This window comes from Synergistales bacterium (genome assembly GCA_021736445.1).
GTDB lineage: Bacteria > Synergistota > Synergistia > Synergistales > Aminiphilaceae > JAIPGA01.
Genome location: JAIPGA010000047.1, coordinates 1 through 18,266, shown reverse-complemented (window position 1 = coordinate 18,266; position 18,266 = coordinate 1). Strand labels below are relative to the sequence as shown.

Below are 18,266 nucleotides of genomic sequence, written 5' to 3'. Positions count from 1 at the left end.
GCACTAGTGCCGCGGGGCTTTTTCGCGGTGTGCCGGGGCTTGCTCTCCGGGCAGGCCTGCTATCACTGATCTGGAGATGTGAAAACCATGCACGATCCGAAACGAATTCGCAATCTTGCCATTGTGGCCCATATCGACCACGGCAAAACCACACTCATCGACTCGATTTTTAAGGCAACCAAGGTATTCCACGAACGCGCCACCGTCGAGGAACGGGTGATGGACAGCAACGAGCTGGAACGGGAGCGGGGAATCACGATCCGCTCCAAACACTGTACGGTGGAATGGAAGGACTACCTCATCAACCTGATTGACACACCGGGACACGCCGATTTCTCGGGGGAGGTGGAACGCATCCTCTCCACCGTGGACTCCGTGCTGATCCTCGTGGATGCCATCGAAGGCGCCATGCCCCAGACCCGCTACGTTCTCCACCAGGCACTCCGGCTCGGTCTCCATCCCATCGTCTTCATCAACAAGGCCGACAGGCCCCAGGCCGATCCCGACCGCGCACTGGACGACACCTTCGATCTCTTCATCGAGCTCGGCGCCACCGACGAACAGGCCGATTTCCCTTTCATCTACGGCTCGGGGCTCCAGGGGTGGGCCGTGCACGACCTCGCCGCGGAAGAACGGGATTCCATGGATCCGCTCTTCGAGACCATCATCAGCCACGTGCCCGCTCCGGCGGTCTTTCCGGAAGAACCCTTCCTGATGCAGGTGAGCACCATGGCCTGGAGCGAATACACGGGCCGGATCGGATGCGGCAAGGTGCTGCAGGGAACACTGCGGAAGGGCGACGCCTTCAGGAGAGCTTCAGTCCGATGGAACACACCTGAACGGGAAGAAGGCAACTGGGAGGTCGTCGGCGAAGAGACGGAACGGGCGGCGCAGCTCTGGGTCACCCGGGGGCTCAGCCGCGTTGAGGTGAACCAAGTCGAGGCCGGTGATATCGTCTGGATCGCCGGAGCCGGCGACATCCATCTGGGCGACACCTTCTCCGCTCCGGCGCTGGAGCGTCCGGCCCTCCCCCCCATCGCCATCGAGGAACCCACGGTCTCCATGTTCTTTCTGGTCAACAACGGCCCCTTCGCCGGTCGGGAGGGACAGGCCATCACCCTTCGTCAGCTGAAAGCCCGGCTCGAACGGGAACAGCAGGCCAATGTCTCGCTCCATGTAGAGGATCTGGGGCGACACGACGGCATGAAGGTCTCCGGCAGGGGGGAGCTCCATCTGGCGATTCTCATCGAGGAGATGCGCCGGGAGGGCCTGGAATTCTGCGTCTCCAGGCCGGAGGTCATCACCACCAACCGGAAGGGGAAGCTCTGCGAGCCCATGGAAACCCTGACCGTCAACGTCCCGCAGGACTACCAGGGTACGGTCTTCGAAAAGCTCTCCGGCCGCAAGGGCCAGCTCGTCGACATGCATGCTCTCCCTGCGGGCACCGTGGAGATGCACTTTCGGGTACCGACCCGCGGTCTGATCGGGTTTCGGAACGAATTCCTGACCGATACGCGGGGTCTGGGCATCATGTACTCCCGCTTCGACAGCTACGGCCCCTGGTGCGGGGCGATCAACCCCAGGAAACGGGGCTCCATGATCAGCATGGACACCGGGGAGGCGACAGCCTACCAGCTGGAAAACCTGCAGCCCCGGGGCACGCTCTTTATCCATCCCGCCACCAGGGTCTACGAAGGTATGATCATCGGCGAACACGCCCGTCCCGGAGACATGATCTGCAACCCTACAAAACGGAAGCAGACCACAAACCATCGGTCCGCCACCAAGGAACTGACCAGCAAACTCAATGCGCCCGACGAACCGACGCTGGAGAAGGCCATCGAATGGATCGAACCGGACGAGCTCGTGGAGATCACCCCTCTCTCGGTCCGCCTCCGCAAGGCGATCCTCAACGAAAACCACCGGCGGAAGGCGGCAAAGGGCGTCGGGGAGGCGCTGCCCGTTTCGTGAGACAAAGAGAGCGCGCGCATCGCTCTTCCTGCAGAGAAGAGATGCACGCGCTCTCCTGTAACCGGTCTACACGGCGCAGGCCGCCTCCCACTCGGCGAACCGCTCCATACTGACGCCGATCCCGCCGCAGACCACGGCAAGCACCGACTCCGCATCGCCCAATTCCGGCCTGTTGTCGTAGAGCACCGAAAGCGCCACACCGCTGGCGGGTTCCACCAGCACGCGGTGGTCATCGGCGAACTGCCGGCTCGCCCGGAGGGCGGCCATATCCGTCACCCGTACCGGGAGGACAGGATGTTCGGAGCACCACTGGAACGCCCGGTCGGCCACCCGCTTCACGCCGAGACTGCCTGCGATGGTGTCGATCCGGTCCAGCTCGACAGGGCGCCCCGCTTCCACGGAGGCGGCCAGCGACGCCGCGCCCTCCGGCTCTGCGGCAATGAGCGGGACATCGTCCCAGCCGTTGCGCCACATCCCCTGGAGCACACCGGACATCAACCCGCCACCGCCGACGGAGAGCACCACGGCGCCGGGCTTGCCCTGAAACTGTCGGGCCGCCTCGTCGATCATGGTGGCATGCCCCTCCCAGATGGCGGGATGGTCGAAGGGCGGGATATAGGCTGTAGCGGGGTTCCGCGCCAGCTGGAGGGCCTTCTCGTTCGCCTCGTCCCAGACCTCGCCATGGGGAAGCACCTCGGCACCAAGACGGCGGATCTTCTCCTGGACCGGCCGGGGGGTGGCGGCGGGAACAACGACGGTCACCCCCACTCCGAGACGGCTGCCGGCGTAGGCCACGGCGTATCCGGCATTCCCCGCGGAGGACGCCACCAGACGTTCGGCCCCTTCCGCAACAGAGAGGGCGCAGAGCCTGCCGATGCCCCGGATCTTGTAGGACCCAGGAGGCTGAAAACACTCCATTTTCAGGGAAACCCTTTTGTTACAACACGCGCCCAACACTGCCGATTCGTAGAGGGGCGTTTCAACATGAAGCTGCATCATCAGCGGCACCTCCCAAAAAAAAATCGGAACCCCCATAGATAATGAGGTTCCGATCCGGGTACCGCCGCTTTGAAAAGGGGTGGCCACCGTGAAGGAACCTCAAAAAAGGGGTCCCTTCTCCGGTGGATATCTGCGCTTAGCCTGCGCGCGCTCCGGAGACGGACCCGCTGGTAATAATAATGGCGATCGTAATAGCGATGGTACGGATGGTTTCCGTTGTATGATCCACAGGTCTGCCTCCTTTCTCCACGCAGTTTTTCCTGCTCTACAGATTACCGAGGACACTAAAGGATTCTGCTCTTTCTGTCAACCAACGCTTTCCACCGCCCGTCCCGAAAGGGACTACTCGATCATACGCTGCAGATCCCTATCCAGGGTATCCAGTGTCCCGCGCAGCTTCTCGATCTTGTGCAGCACAAGCGTGGCCTCCTGCTCTTCCATGTTCACGGCCTGCTCTTCCAGCAGATGCGCCAGTTGCGTCACCAGGCTCATCGTTTCCGCCGGGGAAGCACAGACAGAGAAGCGCTCTCCATCGGTATCACAGCTCAGTTCCACCGAAACCACACCGTTCCCGGCACTCCAGGCCTCCGCCTCGATACGCATCGCTCCGGTTCCGGGTTGCCATCGCTCCATGGCTCTCTCCTTCGTCGCCCTGTTTTCTGCACCACAGAAGCAATAACGCCCCGCCCCGGTGCACCGGGCGGGGCGGTCCTTCAACCACTCACTCTAGAAGTTCACCAGCGTAGTGGGCAGATCTTTTTCTTCCATGAACCGGTAGACCGGAACCTCGTCGCCCTTGGTGACGTTGAGGATCTTGTAGGTCACCAGGCTGGAGGAACCCTCCGGCTCAAGGGCCATCACCGCATTGTTGGCGCCCGGCTGGGCCATGTAGACCACATAGCTGCCCTGCGGGAACTTGACTTCCTTGCTGGAAACCTCGGTCTTCACAGAATTCCGGAAGACACCTTCGTAGATGTAGTCCTGCCGTTTGCTCTCGGTCACCTTGTAGGACTCCACCTCGACTTCCACAGGCTCCACGAGCTCGCTGACCGTGACACCCTCGTAGTGGAGGATCTCGGCGATTTCCTCATAGGTGGGCGGCAGGATGTAGGCGTAAGGGCGGACCCGTTTCAGAGTGGCTTCGGCAAAGCTGGAGCGCATGGCCGTCACGTCGACGTCCACAACCTCGCAGCCGCCCTCTTCACTGTAGTCGATGAAGGGGACGGTGTCTTTCTTCTCGACCCGCTTCATCGAGACGACGACCTTGTCGCTCTCGTCGACGGTTCTCCCCTTCTCGGTGATCTCGGCCTTCGCTTCATCCACGACGGCCTGGATGGCTGCGGCGTTCTGGGCGGCCGTCTCCAGGATGGATGTGGCGGTAACCACATGGCCGTGGACACGGCGCTTGAAATGCTGTCTGCCGATGCCGATGCCGCTGGACTCCACCAGGAAGGAGAGGGAGGGCTTCAGCCCGAAGGCGTTCCGTCCGATACGGGAGATCGTTCCGCCCTCTTTGATGACATTCTCGTCGTTCGTTTTGGCGACGCTGCCGAACCAGTACCAGTGGGAGCGGAGGTCCTGTTCACCCAGAGCCTTATAGGCGTTCTCCAGAACGAGATTGTCCGCCATGTCCCTGACCGCTTCCGGCACATTGAGGTTCTTCGCCGAAAGGAGCTGCATGTCGTTGTAGACCTTGTAGCTGTCGCCTTCCTTGGGACCGAACTCGTGGTGGTCCACAACGATATCGGGATGGTAGGCGTTGAAGGTGGCGTGCAGCGCCCTGGTCTCGGGCTGCACCATCTTGATGTGGTCGCGGTTGATATCGATCTGGTCAGCGGGCTTGCGCTGGAAGTAGTAGGAGCCGTCGGGGTTGACCCGCGGGATCACCAGTACCGAGACATCCTCCAGGATCCTGTCGCCGAGGGCGCCGACGGCAAGCTGCCTGGCCATCACCAGCATGGCCTCGCCGGCCGCCGGTTCGTTCCCGTGCTGCTGACCCTGGAGCCACACAACGGGTTTGTTCAGGCCGACGACATCGGCGGGGGCCACGTAGGAAGGCTTGCTGAAGATCAGGAGCGGAATCGGTCTGCCTTCACCGGAGTAGCCGATGATCCGGACCTTCATCCTGTCGGTCTGCTCGCGCAGATCGTAGATAAACTCCATCATCTCTTCGTGGGTGGTGAACTGCTCATCTTTCGCAAAACCCGGGGTCGTATAGTCTACATCAGGTACGGGGAAGTGCGCCGCTACCCCTTCCGGCTCTTCCCACACGCCGGACGCCGTATAGGACTGATCGATCTGCGGGTGGGCAACCTTCGCGTGGACGGCGGAGACGGGGATCACGGCAAGGGCCACTCCGACAACCAACAACACAGCGATTCTGGTCGCATACTGATGGAATCTCATTCAGGCATACCTCCTTCAATTCGGTACATCACAACTGCCATTCCAAAGGGTTTGCTCAATATCTGTGCCGCCTTTATCCCCTCCTTTCTATGCTACAAACTACGCAAATAACGTGGCTACGGGCTCACGCTTTACTGTGTTCAGTGTATCCTCCAGACCTTGCGCTGTCAATATGTAGGCAGAGGCTCTCACGATGGTCTGACTGCTATCAAGATCACGGGGAGTTGTTCCACACCTGTCTGCGTAACCTGCGGATGGAAAAGGCAACAAAACAGGCCGTCTCCTTCAGAAACGCCGCCGTTACGCTCCCTTCCTGCAGAGGCGCCCGGAAACAGTACGGCTTCATCCCGCGACACCGCTCCCAAGCCGCATGTTGACAAAATCGGTGCCCTCTGTAGAATGGTGCTTCAATATATCATGTGTGTGGAGGTGTACGAGATGAGCAAAGCATTCGCGAGCAGAGTATGTCGTATTGTCCTGATGGCCCTGGTGATCGGGGCCCTCGCTCTGGGAGGGACGGCGCAGGCTGCGGAATCGAGGCTGGACACCATCCTCGACAGAGGGGTGCTCCGCGTGGGGACCACGGGGGATTACAAACCCTTTACCTTCTACGACGAGGATACCGGGGAGCACGAGGGCATCGATATCGAGATGGCCCGTTCCCTGGCCGATGCGCTGGGCGTGGAACTGAAGTTGGTCAGGACCACATGGGGCACCCTCATCGACGGCATCCTGGAGGACAAGTACGATGTGGCCATGGGGGGCATCTCCATCCGGCTCTCCAGACAGGCGAAGGTATTTTTCACCATCCCCTACCTGGAAACAGGCAAGGCGCCGATCACCCTCGACGAGAATGTCGAGAGGTTCCAGACTATCGAACAGATCGACCGCCCCGACGTGCGGGTCATCGTGAATCCCGGCGGTACCAACGAGCGCTTCGCCAGGGAGAACTTCGACGAAGCGGAGATCATCCTGCACGACAGCAATGTGACCATCTTCGAGGAGATCGTCAAGGGGAATGCCGATCTGATGATCACCGACGCCGTGGAAACCCTGGTGCAGGAGCGGCTGCATCCCGAACTGGAGGCGGTCCATCCCCACGACCCCTTCACCTTCACGGAATTCGGCTACATCCTCCCCAGGGGCGATGTGGTCTTCAAGGAATGGCTGGACCTCTGGCTCCACACATCCATGGAGACCGGCGAGTTCGAGGAGATCTTCGAGAAGCACGTGGGCGGAAACTAGACGACAGCACATCCTTCCCAGGCACGATCGAAGCGGGCGGCAGCGCTGCCGCCCGCTTCGATTACAATTCTGCTGCCGGAGGGCTACAATTCCACGCGGTTGCGCCCCTTCTGCTTCGCCCGGTACAGCGCCTGATCGGCCCGGACAACAAGATCTTCGAGAGCTTCCGTTTCCCTGAGAGCTACCACGCCCCAGGAGGTCGTGACGTGGAATGTGGCTCCATCGCTACTCTCAAAGGTCTCGTGGGTAAGAAACCTCTGGAGCCGCCTGCAGGTTTCCAGAGCGCCGGCCCGATCCGTGTAGGGCATGAGAATACAGAACTCCTCGCCGCCGTATCGTGCCGGTACATCCTCGCTGCGGATATGCTCCCGGAGCAACCGCCCGAACCGCGCCAACACCTCGTCGCCCACCCAGTGTCCATAGGTATCGTTGACGCTTTTGAAATAGCCCAGATCACCCAGGCATAACGACAGAGGGAACCCGTGCCGCTTGGCCGCGGCGATGTTCTCTCGAAGGCGCTCCATGAAGCTTCTTCTGTTGCAGAGTCCGGTGAGGGCATCGTGGTTTGCCGCATGGCGGAGCTGCTCTTCGGCTCGCTTCCGTTCCCTGATCTCGTATTCCAGGGCGCTGTTCTTCGCCTCCAGCTCCTCGGTCCGTGCCGCCACCTGCTCCTCCAGAGAGGCCCTTGCCGCATCGAGTTCGCTGTTCGCCGAACGCATGCGCCGCAACGAGCTGAGCAGCAGTTTTTTCATCGCGATAAAGGATGTCTGGAGGGCACGCACCTCCCGACTGTTGGTTGCGATGTCCTCAGGTCGTATCCGCTCCAGTTTTGTTTCCAGGGTACCGCTGCCGGCCGGCCCCAGTCTGGCCATCTCACCGGTCAGCAACGCCAGAGGACGCATATGATAGTGCACAAGCAATACCAGCAGAAGCAACAGGGCCACAAGCAGCGTGAATCCGGCACCGACAAGACGCTTTTTCGCAAAGGCAACGTGTTCGATAAGCGGGATCCTGGAAAAACCGATGCGGATGCTTCCCTGATAGCTCCCGTGGCGCTTGAGGATCCACCAGCAGTCGAAGACAGGGTCCCCGGCGGCACCTCGCCGTACACCCCCCAGGGCAAGCTCCCGCTCCAGACGTCCCTCCTGAACGGTCAGAACGGCTGAGGATCCCGAGGCCTGCAGCTGCATCTCTTCCCGCAGCAGTGGGGCTCCTCCCCGGGGGACCACCACATCCCGTTCCTGACCGCGACCTCTTTGTGGCGACACAGAAGAGAAAAAAACACCACCTTCAGGATATAACACAATTATATACATAATTTCATCGAAATTTTTAAGATCTTCCATCAGCCGGCTCCGCAGCTCCCGTCCGCCCTCTCTTTCAAGATGAGAGGGCATCCGCCGCGCCACGGTATAACCGAAAAACCTGGCCCGTTCCAGCAGATTGGCACGGAAATCCTTCTCGTCCTGCCGGGAGACAACAAGGATCATGATCCCGATCAATCCGGCCAGGAAAAGACCGATGAACAGAACCAGTTTCGTTTTCAGCGACCAACCGCGGAAATCAAAATGGGGAAAGCGACGGCGCATAAGCCGAAGTCTGGCGAGGATCCTGCACCGCACGGGACACCTCTCAATCTCGTGGTTTTCTACAAACATACCGCAGCATTTTCAAAAAACACCCGCTGTAACAGGCGGTGCGGCACATCACTGTCGGGAGGGCTCCCGCAATACAGCCGGAAGGCGGAACAACAACACTCCCGGCTGAACTGCAGAACCGTGCTTTCTCTAGGACAGGGCTCCGAGGATACGCTCCGGCGTGAGGGGCAGGCTGGTCAGCTCCGTTTCCAGGGCATCGTTGACGGCGTTGACCACCGCCGCCGCCACGGGAACGGTGCAGATCTCTCCGATCGATTTGGCGCCGAAGGGACCGTCGTCCCCTTCGCCGCCTTCCACCAGGAGCACCTCCACCTCGGGCATGTCCGGCGCATTCACCAGGTGGTACCGGCCGAGAGAACCGTTTTTCAGACGCCCCTTCCCGTCGTAGACGATCTCCTCGCTGAGGGCCATGCCGATTCCCATCTGGACCCCGCCGTAGATCTGGCCCCGGACCATTCTGGGGTTGATGGGCTGCCCCACATCGTGGGCGGCCACATAGTCCGCCACACGAACCAGCCCCGAACCGGTGTCCACCTCCACCGCGGCGAAGTGGGCCCCGAAGGAGGCCGGATTGGAAGGGGTGGTCCAGCAGAGCTCTGCGGAGATGCTCCGGCCGAAACGCCGACCGCACTGGCCGACAAGCTCGTCCAGCCCCATTGATCTGTCCGGTCCTGCGGCGACATGTCCATCCTCAAGTGAGACACGTTCCGCCGCCACCTCCCAGAGGGCGGCCGCCTCCCGGAAGATCTGCTCCCGGACACGCTCGGCCACCTCCATGGCGCAGCGCCCGCAGGCGTAGGTCACCCTGCTGGCCACACAGCCTGCATCCATGGGGCTGTGCCGGGTGTCCCCCTCGGTGACGGTGATCCGATCCGGCGGAATGGAGAGCACCTCCGCCACAATCTGGGCCATCACGGTCAGGGTGCCGTTGCCCAGTTCGTGGAACCCCGTCTCCAGGACGGCCGAACCGTCCTCGTTGACCCGGAGGGCCAGGGTCGTGAAGTCGGGGTAGGGGGTTCCGTAGTAGCCGTTGCCGTGGGTGGCCGCCGCCACGCCGACACCGCGGCGCACCAGCCCGTCCCCCCTGGGCTGTCTCTTCCGCTCCTGCCACCGGAAGGCCTGCGCCCCCTCTTCAAGGCACTCCCTGATCCGGGCGTCGCCCAGATTGGGGCCGCCGATGGGATCGTCGTCCCAGGGCTCCACAACGTTTTTGAGACGGAAGGCCACCGGATCGAAGCCCATGCGTCTCGCCACGAGATCCGTATGGATCTCGCCGATGGTGTGGATCTGCGGCGACCCGTAGCCCCGGCAGGCGCCGCCGGGCACGGTGTCCGTCCAGAACACCCTGCCCCGATAGCTCTGATGGGGAATCCGGTAGAGCCGGAAGAGCTTCTTGCCCATGGCGGCGCAGACACGCTTGCTTCCGGAGGTGTAGGCACCGGCATCGACCAGGGCCTCGGTACTGCGGGCCAGGATGTTCCCGTCTCTGTCCACGGCGGTGGTCATGATTCCTCTGGAGGCGGCCCGGCAGCGGGTGGCCGCGATACTCTCGCAGCGGTCCGTCACCACCTGCACCGGCCGCTGGAGCTGCAGAGCCGCATAGGCGGCCAGGGATTCCAGGATGACCTCCTGTTTGCCGCCGAAGGTGCCGCCCATGGGGGCCTTGATCACCCGCACCCTGTTGAGCGGCAGCTCCAGCAGCCCGGCCACCACATAGCGGACGGCGAAGATCAGCTGGCAGGGAGAGGAGATGGCCACCCCGCCGTTGCCCTCCGGCCAGGCGAGGCAGCAGTGGGGTTCCATGGCGGCGTGGTGGATCCGCGGGGTCATCACGGTGTCGGTGAAGACATGCTCCGCCTCCTCCAGCGCCCTTTCTGTCTCACCGCAGGAGAAGGCGAGCCGCATCTCCTCGTCCGGGATATCCTGCAGGGGAGGCTTCTCCGCATCGGAAAAGGACAGAAGCGGGGGCTCCTCCCGGTATTCCACACGGATCCGGCGGACCGCCTCCTCCGCCTGCTCGGGGGTCTCGGCCACCACCGCCGCGATCCGGTCGCCCTCGTAGAGCGGCCGGTCGGTGAACATCACCTCGTCCCGGGGATCGTCCTGGCCGGGGAAGGAGACAGCGCTGTTGAACCGTGTCGGGGGGACATTCCGGAAGGAGTAGACGGCGTGGACACCCTCCATCGCCTCGGCCCCGCCGGCGTCGAAGGCGGTCACCCGCCCCCGCGCAATAGGGCTCAGCAGCAGTTTCATGGAAAGCATCCCCTGCAGTTTCTCGTCGGCGCCATAGCGGACCGCGCCGCGGACCTTGTCCAGGGCATCCTGACGGGGGACATCCTTGCCGACAAAGCGCAGTGCTTTCCCTGATGGAAAGAAAGCTCCGCTCATCGCGCATCGCCTCCCTTCATGCGTGCGACAAGCTCCCAGACCAGCCCGCGGACCGCTTCCCTCTTGTAGGGGAGCGAGGAGCGTCCCGGGATGGCGTTGCAGATGGTTTGGGAGCAGCAGTGGAAGATTTGTTCTTCCAGCCCTTCCTCATCGCCGCCGAGGTCGAAGGCAGTCGCCCCGCCGACGGGACGCACCTCCACCGGCGCAGAGCCGACAGCACCGACAAAGAGACGGCAGGGGCCTGCATCTCCCGCTTCGGCATCGTGCACCACCACCAGACTGAGTCGGGCAATGCTGACCGTCCGCCGGCTGCCGAGCTTGGCGAAGGCCGAGCGTCTGTTTCCCCTGCGGGGGATGGCGAAGGATTCGATGAGCTCCCCCGGCGCGAAGGCCGACGATCCGGGGCCGGCAATGCACTCCGCGATGGGAAGAGAGCGGCTCCCTCCGCCGGGGGTGCGGGTACGCACCGTGGCGCCGAACGCGAAGAGCGGCGGCAGGGAATCCGCAGCCGGGGAGGCATTGGCCACATTGCCGCCGATGGTGGCGCGGTTGCGGATCTGGACCGAACCGACCTGCCTCGCCGCCTCGGCGAGAGCGGTGCCGAAGCACCGCACCTCCGGAGAGGAGGCGATCTCCCGGAAGGTGGTCATGGCCCCGACTACAAGACTCTCCCCCTCCGCCTCGATCCGGCGGAGTTGCTCGACCTGGGAGAGGTCGATCCAGCGGACCCCCTCCTCACGGAGTCGCCCGGGATTGGTGAACAGGTCCGTGCCGCTGGCGAGGAAACGGGCGCTGTCGCCGGCCTCCGCCATTGCGGCGAGCAGTTCGTTCTGGTCGGCGGGAATCGCGATACGCTGTTCCATCAGGCCGTCACCCCCCGCATCCGCTGCGCGGCGAGTTTGGCGGCCTCGATGATGGGCAGATAGCCCGTACAGCGGCAGAGATTCCCGGCGATGGCTGTCCGGATCTCCGCCTCCGTGGGATCCGGCGTCTCCCTGAGGAGGGCGTAGACCGACAGCACCATCCCCGGCGTGCAGAAACCGCACTGAACGGCGTCGCAATCCAGGAAGGCCTGCTGGACGGGATGGAGCTCCCCCTCCGGGGCGAGCCCCTCCACGGTGGTCACCCGTTTTCCCCTGGCCTGCACGGCCGGGACCATACAGGAGACCACCGGCCGCCCCTCCAGCAGCACGGTGCAGGCGCCGCACTCCCCTTCGCCGCACCCCTCTTTGACACTGGTATACCCCGCCTGGTCGCGGAGGAAATCCAGCAGCCTCGTCCGCTCCGTGACCTCACCCGTCTGAGGATTCCCGTTGACAATGACCTCGATCTTCATGGTTCCATCCTCCATGCGTCCACGCCGTCTCCCGGTGGAAGACGGACCCCTCCAGCCTCCTGCACCGTGGCCGTAACGGCCGGCCACGTTCGGGCACGCCCAGAAAGGTCGTGTCAGTTCTGTTTCCCTTTCTTCTGCATCTTCGCCCAGCTGTCTTTCAGCGAGACGATACGGTTGAACACCAGGCGGTCTCCCCTGCTCTCCCTGTCCACACAGAAGTACCCCTGGCGGAGGAACTGGAACCGCTCCAGCGTCCGGGCCTGCGACAGGGAGGGCTCGGCCAGGCAGCGCTCCGCCACCAGGGAATCGGGATTCAGGTACTCCTTGTAGTCGGCGCCCTCCTCCATCTCTTCCATGTTGCGGAGCGTAAAGAGATGATCGTAGAGACGCACCTCGCCCTCCAGAGCGTGGGGTGCCGAGACCCAGTGGAGGGTCCCCTTCACCTTCCGGCCGTCCGGGGCCTCGCCGCCCCGCGAGTCGGGATCGTAGGTGCAGTGGAGCTCCGCCACCTCGCCGGAGGCGTCTTTCACCACATCGGTACAGGTCACCAGATAGGCGTGCTTGAGCCGGACCTCCCGCCCCGGCGCGAGTCGGAAGAACTTCCGCGGCGGGTCTTCCATGAAGTCGTTCCTGTCGATATAGATCTCCCGGCAGAAGGGGACCTTCCTGTAGGTGGGCTCCGGCGATTCGGGGTTGTCCAGGGCCTCCAGCTCCTCCACCTGCCCCTCGGGGTAGTTGTCGATCACCACCTTGATCGGCCGCAGAACCACCATCTTTCTGTCGGTGCTGCGGTTCAGCTCGTCGCGGATGCAGTGGTGGAGGAACTCGATATCCACGAGGCTGTTGGACTTGGCCACACCGATCTCCGCACAGAACCGCCGGATCGCCGAGGGGGTGTATCCCCGTCGGCGGGCGCCGCAGATGGTGGGCATCCGGGGATCGTCCCAGCCGGCGACGTATCCCTTCTGCACCAGCTCCAGCAGTTTGCGCTTGCTCATGATGGTGTGGGAGAGGTTGAGCCGGGCGAACTCGTACTGGTGCGGACGGCTGGGCACACTGACATTGTCGAGGAACCAGTCGTAGAGCGGGCGGTGGTCCTGGAACTCCAGCGTGCAGATGGAGTGGGTCACCCCCTCGATGGCGTCCTCGTAGCCGTGGGCGAAGTCGTACATGGGATAGACGCACCATGTGTCGCCCGTGCGATGGTGGGCCCTGTGGAGAATCCGGTAGAGCACGGGGTCCCGCATATTCAGATTGGAATGGGCCATGTCGATCTTCGCCCGCAGCACACAGGCGCCATTCTCGAACTCCCCGGCCCGCATCCGCCGGAGCAGATCGCGGTTCTCCTCCACCGAACGGTCCCTGTAGGGCGACTCCTTCCCGGGCCGGGTCAGCGTGCCCCGGGTGTTCTGGATCTCCTCGACCGTCTGGCTGTCCACATAGGCCTTCCCCTGGTCCACCAGCTCCATGGCCCACTGGTAGAACTGCTCGAAGTAGTCCGAGGCATAGCAGAGATCGGCCCATTCAAAGCCGAGCCAGTGTACGTCCTCTTTGATCGACTCCACATACTCCGTCTCCTCCTTGGTCGGATTGGTGTCGTCGAAACGGAGATTGCACCTGCCGCCGAACATCTCGGCCAGGGAGAAGTTGAGGCAGATCGACTTGGCGTGCCCCAAATGCAGATAGCCGTTGGGCTCCGGGGGAAAACGGGTCACCACGGTCTGTACCCGACCCGCCGCCAGGTCATCCCGGATGATCTGTTCAATAAAGTTGCCGCCTCGGTGCGATTCCTGGGTTTCTGTCATCCATGGATCATCCTTTCCTCTACAGGCTCCCCCGGAACGGTGGATCGGGGAAGCCCTTTCTCCGGTTCCCTGAACCTGAAGGCTATTGTACCAATTAAGTTGCCCACGCCTGGCACCGGCGCCGCACGTCCCGGCTCCTTTCCGTCCAGAGGCCGCAGGCGCCTCCCGTCAGCCCCGCTCCGCGATCAGCCGCTGCAGGACCGGCAGCGCCACATTCCCCCCGCTGAGCACCGCCACAGTCTTTCCGGTTCCGGTCACGACACCGGAAAGCAAGGCCGCCACGGCGACAGCACCGGAAGGCTCGACAAGCAGTTTGCAGCGTTCCAGAAGACGCAGCAGGGTCTCCGCAATGGCCTCTTCCGACACAAGGGCGATATCATCGACATAGCGCCGCACCACCGGGAAGTTGTTCCGTCCCGGCACGGTGGTCTTCAGCCCGTCGGCGATGGAGACGATCCCCTCCAGCGGCGTCGGCTCCCCCGCCTGCAACGAGCGGTACATGCTGTTGCTCTGCTCCGGCTCCACACCGATCACCCGGGCCGAAGGACACAGCTCCCTGACGGCGGTGGCCGTCCCGGAGAGCAGCCCCCCACCGCCGGTGGGGACCAGCACGGTCTCCACATCGGGGAGATCATCGACGATCTCCAGACCCACCGTTCCCTGGCCGGCCATCACCCTGGGGTCATCGTAGGGATGGATGAAGGTCATCCCCTGTTCCGCACAGCGTTCCCGGGCCTTCTCGATACGCGCCTTCGAACTGGTGCCGCAGTAGAGCACCTCGGCACCGTAGCCCTCCACCGCCGCGGCCTTGGCCGGCGAGGCATCCTCGGGCATCACCACCGTCGCCGGGTAGCCGGCGAGCGCTGCGGCGAGCGCCACCGCCTGCCCGTGGTTGCCGCTCGATCCGGTGACCACGCCTCTCTTTCCCTCTTTCGGAGAGAGGCTCAGGACGGCGTTCAGCGCCCCACGGATCTTGAAGGCACCGGTCTTCTGAAGATTCTCCGCCTTCAGCGAAAGCTTGCAACGCGCCCAGGCGGAGAGGGTGGCGGATTGCACCAGCGGGGTGTGGTGGACCGCGTCGCCAATGCGCTCCCGGGCCGCTTCAATCTCACTCAGTGTCAGCATGATGGTCTCCCTCCCACATAGTCCGTGTGTCCCGAAGACGCTTAAGGTCCTCAGGGTAGTTGATATTGGTCATCAGTTCCGGTCGATACCCGTCCATCTCCCTTTCCAGGTCCACAACCACGGCGCCCAGCTCGCGGAGGGGAGCCCGGATGTTCAATCTCCTTCGCCGGATACAGCCTTCCACAACAGGGGCCGCCGCAGCGGGCCAGATCGCGATGAGCGGCTCCAGTCCCTTTGGCGAGCGTGCCACCACCGGTTGCCCCGGCACCCTCTTCGCGTAGAGCGTCTCGAAGACAGCAGCGGAGAGGAGAGGCATATCGCAGGGGAGTGTGCAGACATAGGGCAGCCTGGAGGCCCTGAGTGCGGTGACGATCCCCGCCAGGGGACCGATATCCTGGTAGAGATCCTCGAGCACCGGTGCGTCCGCCACGGGAAGCGCGGCCCCGGTCGCTACGACCACACAGGAGGAGGACGAGAGAGCGGAAGCGAGGTCGAGGGAGCGCTCCAGGAAGGTTCTGGCTTCAATCCGGGCCTGGAGCTTCGGTTTGCCGAAGCGCCGGCTCTTCCCCCCGGCGAGGATGGCGACCAGCGTATCACGCCAGATGGGACTCACCTGCTTCTGGCGACACCGATACGCCGGCAGTAGGGAGTGAGGGCGCATCGGGAACAGTAAGGAGAGATGGGCTTGCAGATCTCCTGCCCGTGGGCGACGAGGTGGTAGTTGTACCGGATCCAGTAGCGTTCGGGAAGAATCGCCTCCAGGTCACGCTCCGTCTCCTGCGGTGTGCCGGTCTCCACAAGCCCCACCCTGTTGGAGATCCGGTGCACATGGGTGTCCACACAGATCGCGTTTGTCCCGAAGGCCTCTCCCAGCACGAGGTTGGCGGTCTTCCGCCCCACCCCCGGGAGCTTCAGGAGTTCCGCCAGAGTACTGGGCACCTCGCCGCCGTAGTGTTCCAGAAGCATGCGGGCCGTGGCCTGAAGATGTTTCGCCTTGGTCTTGTAGAACCCCACGGGGTAGATCAGCTCCTCGATCTCCACCTCCGGCAACGCCGCGAGGGCCTCGGTATCGGGGGCCTCGGCGAAGAGGCGTTCCGAGGCGACACTGGTCACCTCGTCCTTGGTGCGGGACGAGAGGATGGTTCCGATCAATACGCGGAAGGGGTCCCTGCGTTTCATCGCCACAAAATCCCGAACAGCCGCCTTGCCATAGCCCTGGAAGGCCGCTTCCAGTTCTTCCATGAACCCGTCGTAATCAAAGGTCCGGGCATAATCAGTGATCATCGATGTATCCCTCTCCCCACGATTGCCTCATTGGATCTCTCCCCTATTGTACATTGGCATGGAGCTTCCAGTATACAGCGCATCAGGGCAGGAAGGGAGAGTCCCGGAGGAAAGCCGGGGCGCGCTCCTTCAGGTACGCATCCCGCACCGCAGGACATTGGGGCGCAGCAAAGCCCTCGCCCGGCATGCCGGCGGCACCTGGACGAGGGCTTCCATTCACGCACGCATGCGCTCGATCTCTCTGCAGAGTCTCTCTACTGCAGCAGGCCCACCGCCCATTCCGCGGCCTTCAGCATCTCACGCCGCTCCACCAGCGACACCAGCGGCCCGGACTGGTCGGGCATGTAGCTGTCTGCACTTGTGCCCTCCACGTCGGCGCGGATTCTGTCGAAGACAGCCTGCGTGCCCTTTCCCAGCCGGAACCGTCCCAGTTCCGGCTCCGTCAGGGTGACGGCTTCGGCGGCCAGGAGGAACTCGATACCCAGCATCTTTTCGAGGTTCCGTTCCACCATAACGGCCTTCCTGGTCGCCCAGGGCGCCATACTCACGTGGTCCTCCTGCCCGGCCTTGGTGGAGATGGTGTCGGCGGTAGCCGGGAAACAGAGGGTCTTGTTCTCCGAAGCCAGCGCCGAGGCGGAGCAGGCGATGATCCCGTAGCCGTAGTTGAGCCCGGTGGGGCTCCCCGAGAGCATGGGAGGCAGACCGTAGCTCAGGGCCGGATCGGTGAGGGAGAAGGTCCGCCGTTCGGAGATGTTGCCCAGCTCCGCCAGCGAGACCGTCAGCAGGTCCATGGCGAAGGCGATGGGCTCGCCGTGGAAGTTGCCGCCGCTGAGAAACTCCAGCTCTTCCCCGGACTCGGTCCGGAAGACCAGGGGATTGTCGGTGGCGGCGTTGAGCTCCCGCTCGATGGTCTGCCACACATAGTCCAGGTTGTCCCGGACGGAGCCGTGCACCTGAGGCATGCAGCGCAGCGAGTAGAGGTCCTGCACCCGGGGCTTGTAGGGGCCGGGGTGCATGAGGTCGTCTGCCAGATGGACCTTCCGCGCCTCCTCGGTGGTTCTAGTGCTCTCCGCCGTCAGGGTGCGGACATTCTCGGCCACCCTGGCCTGGCCCGGATGGCGCCGCACCTTCTGGATCCTCGGATCGAAGGCGGCCAGCTCGCCCCGGACAGCCTCCAGGGAGAGGGCCGTAGCCACATCGGCCTGTCTGGCCAGCTCCAGAGCGTCGTGACAGGCCAGCGCAGCCATGCCGGCGAACATGGTGGTCCCGTTGATCAGTGCCAGAGCGTCCTTGGCCTTCAGCTGGAACCGCACCGGGGCGATGCCGGCCCGCCGGAGCGCTTCCGGAGCGGCCATACGTTCCCCCCTGTAGAAGGCCTCCGCCCGGTCGTGACCGATCAGCACCGAGGTCATATGGGCGAGCGGGGCGAGATCACCGCTGGCGCCGACGGATCCAAGCAGGGGGATCACGGGATGAACGCCCCTGTTGAGCATCTCCGCAAGACGGTCGATGACCTCCAGACGCAGTCCCGAGACGCCCTGGCAGAATGCATTGATCCGCACCAGCATGGTCGCCCGGACCACATCCTCGCCGGCGGGCTCGCCGACACAGCCGCAGTGGGACATGACGATGTTGTGCTGGAACTGGTCGTTCTGTTCCATATCAATGGTGTAGTCCTTCAGCTTTCCGAGCCCCGTGTTGAACCCGTAGGTCGGCGGGGCGTCGGGGCGGATCCAGTGCTCTTCGATATAGTCGCGCACCCCACGGATCTCCTCGCGGCATTCGCCGGCGACGGAAACCTGGGCGTTCTCTCTGGCGACGGCAACAACCTCTTCGATGGTCAGATCCTTTCCCGTCAACACAACCTTCCGCATAGCGATTCCCCTTTGCAACAGAATTGTGTTCCCTGCATTCATCATACACGATGCAAGAAGGGGAAGAAATACGCCGTCGGTGCTTCGCTCTCCCATAGTCAGTATTCGTCGGTCCCTTGCCACGCATCCCCGCGCTCACAAACCATGAGAAAAGGCCGAACGGGCGGATGTCCTC

14 protein-coding genes are annotated in these 18,266 nt (G+C 63.2%); 2 read left to right on the top strand and 12 right to left on the bottom strand.

Features of this window, described 5'->3' with window-relative positions:
• Positions 1-87 precede the first annotated feature (87 nt).
• Complete coding sequence (gene typA / locus K9L28_07795; protein ID MCF7936226.1) at positions 88-1,971, top strand: translational GTPase TypA; 1,884 nt, start codon at positions 88-90, stop codon at positions 1,969-1,971.
• Between the two features lie 66 nt (positions 1,972-2,037).
• Here the strand turns inward: typA and K9L28_07790 are convergent, their stop codons facing one another.
• The 3 genes from K9L28_07790 to K9L28_07780 all read right to left on the bottom strand — a co-directional run bounded on the left by K9L28_07790 (position 2,038) and on the right by K9L28_07780 (position 5,376).
• Entirely contained in the window at positions 2,038-2,970 is a 933-nt protein-coding gene (locus tag K9L28_07790) for a pyridoxal-phosphate dependent enzyme (GenBank protein ID MCF7936225.1), read from the bottom strand.
• Positions 2,971-3,312: 342 nt separating this feature from the next.
• Positions 3,313-3,603 carry a hypothetical protein gene (locus K9L28_07785; GenBank protein MCF7936224.1) on the bottom strand — a complete coding sequence of 97 codons (291 nt, stop codon included), beginning with the start codon at positions 3,601-3,603 and terminating at the stop codon, positions 3,313-3,315.
• A 93-nt stretch (positions 3,604-3,696) separates the two neighbouring features.
• Positions 3,697-5,376 carry a M14 family metallocarboxypeptidase gene (locus K9L28_07780; protein ID MCF7936223.1) on the bottom strand — a complete coding sequence of 560 codons (1,680 nt, stop codon included), beginning with the start codon at positions 5,374-5,376 and terminating at the stop codon, positions 3,697-3,699.
• Positions 5,377-5,814: 438 nt separating this feature from the next.
• Between K9L28_07780 and K9L28_07775 the strand changes: the two genes are divergently transcribed.
• Complete coding sequence (locus K9L28_07775; GenBank protein ID MCF7936222.1) at positions 5,815-6,621, top strand: transporter substrate-binding domain-containing protein; 807 nt, start codon at positions 5,815-5,817, stop codon at positions 6,619-6,621.
• A gap of 83 nt (positions 6,622-6,704) precedes the next feature.
• On the opposite strand, the gene K9L28_07770 is transcribed toward K9L28_07775, so the two are convergent.
• The 9 genes from K9L28_07770 to K9L28_07730 form a co-directional block, all read right to left on the bottom strand.
• Complete coding sequence (locus tag K9L28_07770; protein ID MCF7936221.1) at positions 6,705-8,279, bottom strand: diguanylate cyclase; 1,575 nt, start codon at positions 8,277-8,279, stop codon at positions 6,705-6,707.
• Between the two features lie 129 nt (positions 8,280-8,408).
• Entirely contained in the window at positions 8,409-10,667 is a 2,259-nt protein-coding gene (locus tag K9L28_07765; protein ID MCF7936220.1) for a xanthine dehydrogenase family protein molybdopterin-binding subunit, read from the bottom strand.
• Complete coding sequence (locus K9L28_07760) at positions 10,664-11,530, bottom strand: FAD binding domain-containing protein (GenBank protein ID MCF7936219.1); 867 nt, start codon at positions 11,528-11,530, stop codon at positions 10,664-10,666. The genes K9L28_07765 and K9L28_07760 overlap by 4 nt, the downstream gene beginning before the upstream one ends.
• Positions 11,530-12,003 carry a (2Fe-2S)-binding protein gene (locus tag K9L28_07755; GenBank protein MCF7936218.1) on the bottom strand — a complete coding sequence of 158 codons (474 nt, stop codon included), beginning with the start codon at positions 12,001-12,003 and terminating at the stop codon, positions 11,530-11,532. The genes K9L28_07760 and K9L28_07755 overlap by 1 nt, the downstream gene beginning before the upstream one ends.
• A gap of 113 nt (positions 12,004-12,116) precedes the next feature.
• Positions 12,117-13,808: a glutamine--tRNA ligase/YqeY domain fusion protein gene (locus K9L28_07750; GenBank protein MCF7936217.1), complete on the bottom strand. Its 1,692-nt coding sequence runs from the start codon at positions 13,806-13,808 to the stop codon at positions 12,117-12,119.
• A gap of 168 nt (positions 13,809-13,976) precedes the next feature.
• Positions 13,977-14,933, bottom strand: coding sequence for a pyridoxal-phosphate dependent enzyme (locus K9L28_07745; protein MCF7936216.1), 957 nt, complete (start codon positions 14,931-14,933; stop codon positions 13,977-13,979).
• A complete protein-coding gene (locus K9L28_07740) occupies positions 14,917-15,546 on the bottom strand; it encodes a molybdenum cofactor guanylyltransferase (GenBank protein ID MCF7936215.1) in 630 nt (209 codons plus the stop codon). The genes K9L28_07745 and K9L28_07740 overlap by 17 nt, the downstream gene beginning before the upstream one ends.
• A complete protein-coding gene (locus K9L28_07735; GenBank protein ID MCF7936214.1) occupies positions 15,543-16,217 on the bottom strand; it encodes an endonuclease III in 675 nt (224 codons plus the stop codon). The genes K9L28_07740 and K9L28_07735 overlap by 4 nt, the downstream gene beginning before the upstream one ends.
• A 254-nt stretch (positions 16,218-16,471) precedes the next feature.
• A complete protein-coding gene (locus tag K9L28_07730) occupies positions 16,472-18,091 on the bottom strand; it encodes an aromatic amino acid ammonia-lyase (GenBank protein ID MCF7936213.1) in 1,620 nt (539 codons plus the stop codon).
• Positions 18,092-18,266 lie beyond the last annotated feature (175 nt).

What these genes read in the sequence shown, in the direction of transcription:
- K9L28_07745 (MCF7936216.1), bottom strand. Translation starts at nt 14,933, where the DNA reads ATGCTGACACTGAGTGAGATTGAAGCGGCCCGGGAGCGCATTGGCGAC.
- K9L28_07765 (MCF7936220.1), bottom strand. Translation starts at nt 10,667, where the DNA reads ATGAGCGGAGCTTTCTTTCCATCAGGGAAAGCACTGCGCTTTGTCGGC.
- K9L28_07760 (MCF7936219.1), bottom strand. Translation starts at nt 11,530, where the DNA reads ATGGAACAGCGTATCGCGATTCCCGCCGACCAGAACGAACTGCTCGCC.
- K9L28_07730 (MCF7936213.1), bottom strand. Translation starts at nt 18,091, where the DNA reads ATGCGGAAGGTTGTGTTGACGGGAAAGGATCTGACCATCGAAGAGGTT.
- typA (MCF7936226.1), top strand. Translation starts at nt 88, where the DNA reads ATGCACGATCCGAAACGAATTCGCAATCTTGCCATTGTGGCCCATATC.
- K9L28_07790 (MCF7936225.1), bottom strand. Translation starts at nt 2,970, where the DNA reads ATGATGCAGCTTCATGTTGAAACGCCCCTCTACGAATCGGCAGTGTTG.
- K9L28_07780 (MCF7936223.1), bottom strand. Translation starts at nt 5,376, where the DNA reads ATGAGATTCCATCAGTATGCGACCAGAATCGCTGTGTTGTTGGTTGTC.
- K9L28_07775 (MCF7936222.1), top strand. Translation starts at nt 5,815, where the DNA reads ATGAGCAAAGCATTCGCGAGCAGAGTATGTCGTATTGTCCTGATGGCC.
- K9L28_07755 (MCF7936218.1), bottom strand. Translation starts at nt 12,003, where the DNA reads ATGAAGATCGAGGTCATTGTCAACGGGAATCCTCAGACGGGTGAGGTC.
- K9L28_07750 (MCF7936217.1), bottom strand. Translation starts at nt 13,808, where the DNA reads ATGACAGAAACCCAGGAATCGCACCGAGGCGGCAACTTTATTGAACAG.
- K9L28_07785 (MCF7936224.1), bottom strand. Translation starts at nt 3,603, where the DNA reads ATGGAGCGATGGCAACCCGGAACCGGAGCGATGCGTATCGAGGCGGAG.
- K9L28_07735 (MCF7936214.1), bottom strand. Translation starts at nt 16,217, where the DNA reads ATGATCACTGATTATGCCCGGACCTTTGATTACGACGGGTTCATGGAA.
- K9L28_07770 (MCF7936221.1), bottom strand. Translation starts at nt 8,279, where the DNA reads ATGTTTGTAGAAAACCACGAGATTGAGAGGTGTCCCGTGCGGTGCAGG.